The following is a 6,903-nucleotide window of genomic DNA, read 5'->3' on the forward strand; positions in this document are numbered from 1 at the left end:
GCCCGCCATAATGGAGAAAGCTATCGAGCTGTTATCCTACACGGGAAATTAAGGAGAAGGATGCTGTGAATCCTATGTTAAGCGGCAGTCAAAAGGAACCGGCCGCAGACAGCCGTCGTAAGCTGAGCGAAATCGCTGCCGTATCGTTTAAGCTGGGCTTAACCTCGTTTGGAGGCCCGGTTGCGCATTTGGGATATTTTCATCATGAATATGTGCGGCGCAAACAGTGGCTGGATGAAAAAAGCTATGCCGATCTTGTGGCGCTGTGCCAATTCCTGCCCGGGCCCGCAAGCAGTCAGGTCGGGATCGGCATCGGGATTGTGCGGGGCGGCCTGCTCGGCGGACTCATCGCCTGGCTTGGGTTTACGCTTCCGTCCGTACTTGCCCTGATCGTGTTTGCGCTCCTGATGGACGGAGCCAACCTTGGCTCTTCGGGCTTCATCCACGGTCTGAAGCTAGTGGCCGTCGCCGTTGTCGCGCATGCGATTTTGGGCATGGGCCGGAAGCTGGCCGCGGACCGGAGCCGGGCGACAATCGCGCTGCTGGCGGCTGCGGCCGTGCTGCTGTGGCCTGCCGCCTACACGCAGGTAGCGGCGATTGCCGCCGCGGGAGCGGCAGGCGCCCTCCTGTACCGCCAAGAAGCAGGAAACGGCAGTCCGAAGCTGAACATCCCCATCAGCCGGACCTTTGGTCTAGCCTGCTTGGGGATGTTTGCCGGACTGCTTATCCTGCTGCCAGTATTCAGCCGGTTGGTGCATACCAGCTGGGCGGAGCTGGCTGACAGCTTCTACCGCGCGGGTTCACTTGTATTCGGCGGCGGGCATGTTGTTCTGCCGCTGCTGGAGCGGGAAGTTGTCCCCGCTGGCTGGGTCTCGGCTGAAGATTTTCTCGCCGGATACGGGATGGCTCAGGCCGTGCCGGGGCCGCTGTTCACCTTTGCCTCTTACCTCGGCATGATGGCGCAGGGCTGGCAGGGGGCGGTTATCGCGACAGCAGCCATTTTTCTCCCGGCGCTGCTGCTGGTTTACGGCGCTCTTCCGTTCTGGAACACGCTTCGCAGCAGCGGCAGGGCGCAGGGGGTGCTTTCCGGAGTTAACGCCGCGGTTGTCGGGCTGCTGACCGCCGCCTTTTACGACCCGCTGTGGACTTCGGCGGTACAGGCGCCGGCCGATTTTGTGCTGGCTGCTGCGCTGTTTGTCCTGCTGGCTTTCTGGAATGCTCCGCCTTGGGTTGTCGTAATATCCGGCTCGGCGGCGGGGATGATTGCAGACTTGTTTTAAACTGCATTAACCGGATGCAACAGACATGTGTCCTGCGTTCTAAACTGTACGATGCGGATACAACAGCCATGCATCCTGCGTTCTAAACTGTACGATGCGGATACAACAGCCATGCATCCTGCGTTCTAAACTGTACGATGCGGATACAACAGCCATACGTCCTGCTTTCTGAACTGTATGATGCGGATACAACAGGGCATGTGGCTTGCGCAGAACGTTTACTCATCGATCGCTACATTACCCTCTTGAAGCAAACGGCCGGGCCGCGTTCTGTACCTGTTAGCAGGTAAGAATGCGGCCTTTTCAGGTGAGAATGCGTCCTTTTGCTGAAGATTAGAGTAAAATGGGCATAGTGATTATTAGGTACTTAACAAAATACATTGACTTTAGTGATGGCAGTAACTTAAGTGCTCTATTGAACTGGAAAGAAGTGTGGGCTCATGAGAGGGTCATTCACCGCCTGGACGCGAATTGCAGCCATTATGATGCTGACGGCTGCGGCGGCAGGCTGCGAACCGGAAACACAGAAGATTCAACCGCTGAATGCACTGCCAGCGGACAGTGCAATAACGCTTGCAGTAACAACCGACCTGCATTATCTATCGCCGGATTTGCAGGATAGCGGTTCGGCTTTTCAGCGTTTTTTGCAGAAGGGGGACGGCAAACGTCTGGAGTACAGCGATCCCCTCACGGATGCCTGGGTAGAGGAGATCCGCTCTGCGCGGCCCGATGCTGTGATCCTGAGCGGAGACTTAACCAATAACGGGGAACTTGCCAGCCACCGGAAGCTGGCGGAGAAGCTTGGCCGGATCGAAGCGGCGGGCAGCCGGGTGTACGTAATTCCCGGCAATCATGACATTAACAATCCGTGGGCGTCCGGCTTCCGGAACGATGTTCAGTATCGGACGGAGGGGGTGGACCCGGACGAGTTTCGGCATATTTACGCCAATTTCGGATATGACGAAGCGGTAAGCCGCGACAAAGTGACGCTCAGCTATCTGGCAACGCCGTCGGCATCGCTGTGGCTGCTGATGTTAGACACCAGCCAGTACGATAATAACTACCGTCAAGGCTATCCTCAAACCGACGGGGAGCTGCCGGAATCCACACTTAAGTGGATCGGCAAGTGTGCGGACGAAGCCCGCCGCCAGGGCGCCCGTCTGCTGCCGGTCATGCATCACAATCTGCTGGATCATAACTCCGTCATCCAAAAGGGCTACACGCTTAACAACAGCAGGGAGGCCGTCTCCTTGTTTTCCCGCATAGGAGTTAAAGCAGTGTTTAGCGGGCATATCCATATCCAGGACATCAGCACCAAAGCTGTACAGGGTAATATGATCGCGGATATTGCGAGCAATGCACTGTCCGTGTATCCACATCAATACGGCAGGGTAACGGTTTCAAAAGATGGCAGCTTCCGCTACAGCACGGTTAAGCTTCAGGTCGGGCGGTATGCCAAGCAGTTGGGCAGCCGGGATGACAAGCTGCTGCAGTTTGAAACCTACAGCCGGGAGCGGTTTATGGCGCTGTCGGACAGGCTTTATGAGCGGGCAGTGTCGGAGGACCGGTCATTGGCGAATCTTACCCAGGAAGAACAGCAGCGGCTGACAAAGACGATGGCGCTGTTGAATCTGCATTATTTTGCGGGGACAGAAAATACGGGAGCGCAGGAAATTGCCGGAATTAACGGTGACAAGCTGCTGGATACGCTGCATGAAGGTTTCTTAAAAAACTATCTGAACGGCATCCGCAGCGACAACACCGAAGATAACGAGCTGGAGCTCCAGCTTCCGGTTGTCCAAGTCCTCCCTTCAGATTGAACGCGGAATGCATGAACCGGAGGATAGTAACGCGGTGCTTCCTGCAAGTTCGGCCGACGAGGCCCGCTGACGGGACCGGACTGAATTCATGATTGAGGCGAAAACCGCCGCCAAAGCGCATTTTGAAGACCAAAGCAGATCTTGTTTTAGTTGTTCGGCTATTGTCTATTGAGGCAATGGTCTTTTTTAGTGTGGATTTTTTTTGAAAATGCAAGAAACACTGCTTTACATTTCACAGCAGCGGGTATAAGATAAGTACATAAAGTTGCACTTGTACAACATTAATGCATCAACTAAACAATTGGGCGAGGAGGAAAGAGAAATGGCCGAAACCATGATTGAGCGGCAATCCGCCGCAGTTAAAAATAAACGTCAGGCAGTAAGTGCGGACAGCGTGCTGCGGGGAGAGGTTAAAGGACTGAAACGGCTGCTTCCGTTTCTCGGCCCAGCGTTTATCGCTTCGGTGGCTTATTTGGATCCCGGTAATTTCGCCACCAACATTACCGCAGGCTCCCGATACGGGTACATGCTGCTATGGGTGATTTTCGCCTCAAATCTGATGGCCGTGCTGATTCAGACATTGTCCGCGAAGCTGGGCATTGCGACTGGACGCAACCTGCCTGAAGTCGCCCGGGAACGTTTTTCCAAAAAAACATCGATTTTGCTGTGGATACAAAGTGAGCTGGTGATCATCGCCACAGACCTGGCCGAATTTATCGGCGCAGCTTTGGGACTCTACTTATTGTTTGGGATTCCGATGCTGCCGGCTGCGATCATCACAGCCATTGGGTCATTCGGAATTCTGGAGCTGCAGCGCAGAGGTTACCGCTGGCTGGAGGCCGGAATCGGCGCGATGATTATGATGGTGGTTCTGGCGTTTGCGTTTCAGGTGTTTGTGGCGCAGCCGGACGGGGGAGCTGTCTTAACCGGTATGCTTACCCCGCGGTTTGAAGGAACGGACAGTGTGCTGCTGGCAGCCGGAATACTGGGGGCGACAGTGATGCCTCATGCGATTTATCTCCATTCGTCGCTGACCCAAAGCCGCATTGTCGGCCGTAACGATACGGAGAAAAAACGGATTTTTCGGCTGGAGTTAATGGATATACTGATTGCTATGGTCATAGCCGGTGCAGTAAATATGGCGATGGTTGTCATATCCGCTGCATTGTTCCACACCAATGGTCTGCCGGTGGAAGATCTGGAGACGGCTTTTCATGAATTTTCGCGCCTGTCCGGTCCGGTCGCCGCCGGTTCGTTTGGGCTTGGATTGTTAATAGCGGGGCTTTCGAGCGCGTCGGTAGGGACGATGTCGGGCGATGTGGTGATGCAGGGTTTCATCAATAAACGGATTAATTTATATGTCCGGCGTGCCGTGACAACCATACCGCCGCTTGCAATCATCATCTCGGGTGTTGATCCGACCCGCGCATTGGTTATGAGCCAAGTGGTCCTGAGCTTCGGCATCGCTTTTGCCCTGATCCCATTGATTGTGTTCACGAGCAGCAAAAGCATTATGGGTGCTTTGGTCAACCGGAAGTTAACCACGGTAGCCGGGTGGATCATTGCAGGCATTGTAGTCCTACTGAACCTGTTTCTAATTGCGGATATGGCTTTATAGGAATGGTAGTGAAACGGAGGGAGTCAGATGTACGAAATTGTTCTGGTTAGACATGGAGAGAGCGAATACAACCGCCTCAATTTGTTTACAGGCTGGACGGATGTCGGACTGACCGAAAAAGGAATTCAAGAGGCCAAAGAGGCGGGGAGACGCCTGAAAGCCGCCGGGTATACCTTTGATCTGGCGTTTGCTTCGGTGCTGCGCCGCTCGATTCAGACACTGCACTATATTCTTGACGAGCTGGACCTGCTCTGGATTCCGGAGCAAAAATCCTGGAAGCTCAATGAGCGTCACTACGGCGCGCTGCAGGGACTCAGCAAAACGGAAACAGCGCAGCAGTACGGGGAGCAGCAGCTGCTGCTGTGGCGGCGCAGCCTGACCGTCCGTCCGCCGCTGCTGGAACCCGGCGACCCAAGGGCTCCGGAGCATGAATTGAAGTACGCCGGACTGAAGCCGGAGGAGCTTCCGCTTGGGGAGAGCCTGGAGGATACAGTTCACCGCGTGGGCGATTTCTGGAACAACCGGATTGTGCCGCTGATCCACAAAAAAGAGCGTGTCCTGATCTCGGCGCATGGAAATACCCTGCGCGCATTGATCAAGTACATGGAGGATATTGATGAAGCGGCGTTAACCGAGCTGAATATTCCGACAGGGGTGCCGCTCATTTACAAGCTGGATGAGGACATCCGTCCGCTGTCCCGGTACTACCTTGGCGATCCGCAGGAAGTGGAAGCAAAAGCACGTGAAGTGGCGAATCAGGGGAATGTGACGGAATAAAGCGTGAGACATCAACAGTTATGTTGCCGGAACCCATGAACTTAATACTTATACTGAAGCAGACCGGCCAAGATTTCCCTTGGACCGGTTTGTTTGTGTCGGAACTTACGAATACAACACCGACCGGAAGACTACATCCGCCGCAGGGAGAACGCGTTTCATCGGACAAAATAAACACCGGCATGAAAAAGCTCCTTGCAGTTGCCGCAGCGTCAAGCGATATCCTAAATCCATGAACTGGAAAGGAGGATCACATGAAGGCGCTTATTCCGATCAATAAGCTGTCCGACCAAACGGGGCTAACGAGCCGGACGCTGCGGCACTGGGAAGCCGAAGGCTTGTTTCGAAGCGGCAGAGACCCTGGATCTGGTTGGCGGGTGTACGATGAAGACGCCGTGCAGCGTATAACCATTACCGCGCAGCTTCGCAAGCTTGACTTCTCATTAAAGGAGATTTCGCAGTTTTTCACGGATATGTCGGCTGCCCGATTCAGGCTTTTAATTGAGCGGAAAGCAGCTTCTCTTAAGTCTGAACGGCAGGAGCTGCGGCGGTATGAGGAGAAGTTGAACGCTCTATTAGAGCTGCTCACCTTGACGAATTCAGATTGGATCTCTGTACTGGAAGAAATCTCAAACGATCCGGAGGCGAATGAAATGGAAAATCAAGCAGAGGACAAGTCACTGAAGGTAATTACGCTTTCCCCTATGAGAGTCGTTTACCATACGGTTGTAGGCGTTGCGCCAGAAGATGAAGCGACCCAGCCTATCGTCGAATGGGTAAAGGAATCCGGTTTATCGGGCACCGCCCGTCTGTTCGGCGGAAATGTGAAGCCGCTGCCGACGAAAGACGGCCTGCCCTACGGCTACGGAATGTGCGCAACCATACCTGAAGGAATCAGGATTCCTGAGATTTTCAAGGAAATGAACTTACCTGGCGGCCTGTACGCCATGCTTGAGAGCGGGGACGATATTGGCGGCTCATGGAACAAATTAATGGACATGATTCGAAAAAATGCAAAATACAAATCCGATCCCTCGAGATTGTGTTTGGAAGAACACATCCGAAACGATACGCCTGAAGGCAGCGGCAATTTATATTTACTGCATTTACTGCAGCCTGTAATGCCGAGGTAATAGGCGTGATGATAAATGGAGCAGCTTAAGGAGTTGCTCGTTCTATTGATAAGTCCGAATTTAAGGACATACAGGATGCTTTTTTCTCAGATTACCCGGCTATTCGACCTAGACTGAACCATTTGCTTCTATTTTCGGAGTTCCACCTTCAATCCAGACTGAACTGTTAAAATACAGGATGGCGGAGATGGCACGGAGGCAATGTGGAGCTGCGGAGCGGTAGCGCAAGCCTTATCTTCGGAGTTCCCGCTCTATACAGACTGAACTGTAGAAAC

At 53.7% G+C, this 6,903-nt stretch carries 5 protein-coding genes; all 5 read left to right on the forward strand.

Going from position 1 to position 6,903, the window contains the following annotated elements; translation table 11 throughout:
* Window positions 1-74: 74 nt before the first annotated feature.
* The 5 genes from chrA (at window position 75) to ACE6ED_RS10980 (ending at window position 6,628) form a co-directional block, all read left to right on the forward strand.
* On the forward strand, window positions 75-1,280 hold the full coding sequence (chrA, locus tag ACE6ED_RS10960) for a chromate efflux transporter (protein ID WP_410827165.1): 1,206 nt from the start codon (window positions 75-77) through the stop codon (window positions 1,278-1,280).
* Between the two features lie 440 nt (window positions 1,281-1,720).
* A complete protein-coding gene (locus tag ACE6ED_RS10965) occupies window positions 1,721-3,100 on the forward strand; it encodes a metallophosphoesterase (protein WP_410827150.1) in 1,380 nt (459 codons plus the stop codon).
* A 322-nt stretch (window positions 3,101-3,422) separates the two neighbouring features.
* The gene (locus tag ACE6ED_RS10970) at window positions 3,423-4,718 is read left to right on the forward strand and encodes an Nramp family divalent metal transporter (RefSeq protein ID WP_410827151.1); all 1,296 of its coding nucleotides are present in this window, start codon (window positions 3,423-3,425) and stop codon (window positions 4,716-4,718) included.
* 27 nt (window positions 4,719-4,745) lie between these two features.
* Window positions 4,746-5,495 (forward strand): 2,3-diphosphoglycerate-dependent phosphoglycerate mutase, encoded by a 750-nt coding sequence (gpmA, locus tag ACE6ED_RS10975; protein ID WP_410827152.1) that lies wholly within the window; start codon window positions 4,746-4,748, stop codon window positions 5,493-5,495.
* A gap of 254 nt (window positions 5,496-5,749) precedes the next feature.
* Window positions 5,750-6,628 (forward strand): MerR family transcriptional regulator, encoded by an 879-nt coding sequence (locus ACE6ED_RS10980; RefSeq protein WP_410827153.1) that lies wholly within the window; start codon window positions 5,750-5,752, stop codon window positions 6,626-6,628.
* Window positions 6,629-6,903: the final 275 nt, after the last annotated feature.

Origin of the sequence: Paenibacillus nanchangensis, from assembly GCF_046543445.1 — a bacterium.
Classification (GTDB): Bacteria; Bacillota; Bacilli; order Paenibacillales; family Paenibacillaceae; genus Paenibacillus_AQ; species Paenibacillus_AQ nanchangensis.

Excerpts from the sequence above, each read along its gene's own strand:
- chrA (WP_410827165.1), top strand. The coding sequence starts at position 75 with ATGTTAAGCGGCAGTCAAAAGGAACCGGCCGCAGACAGCCGTCGTAAG.
- ACE6ED_RS10965 (WP_410827150.1), top strand. The coding sequence starts at position 1,721 with ATGAGAGGGTCATTCACCGCCTGGACGCGAATTGCAGCCATTATGATG.
- ACE6ED_RS10970 (WP_410827151.1), top strand. The coding sequence starts at position 3,423 with ATGGCCGAAACCATGATTGAGCGGCAATCCGCCGCAGTTAAAAATAAA.
- ACE6ED_RS10980 (WP_410827153.1), top strand. The coding sequence starts at position 5,750 with ATGAAGGCGCTTATTCCGATCAATAAGCTGTCCGACCAAACGGGGCTA.
- gpmA (WP_410827152.1), top strand. The coding sequence starts at position 4,746 with ATGTACGAAATTGTTCTGGTTAGACATGGAGAGAGCGAATACAACCGC.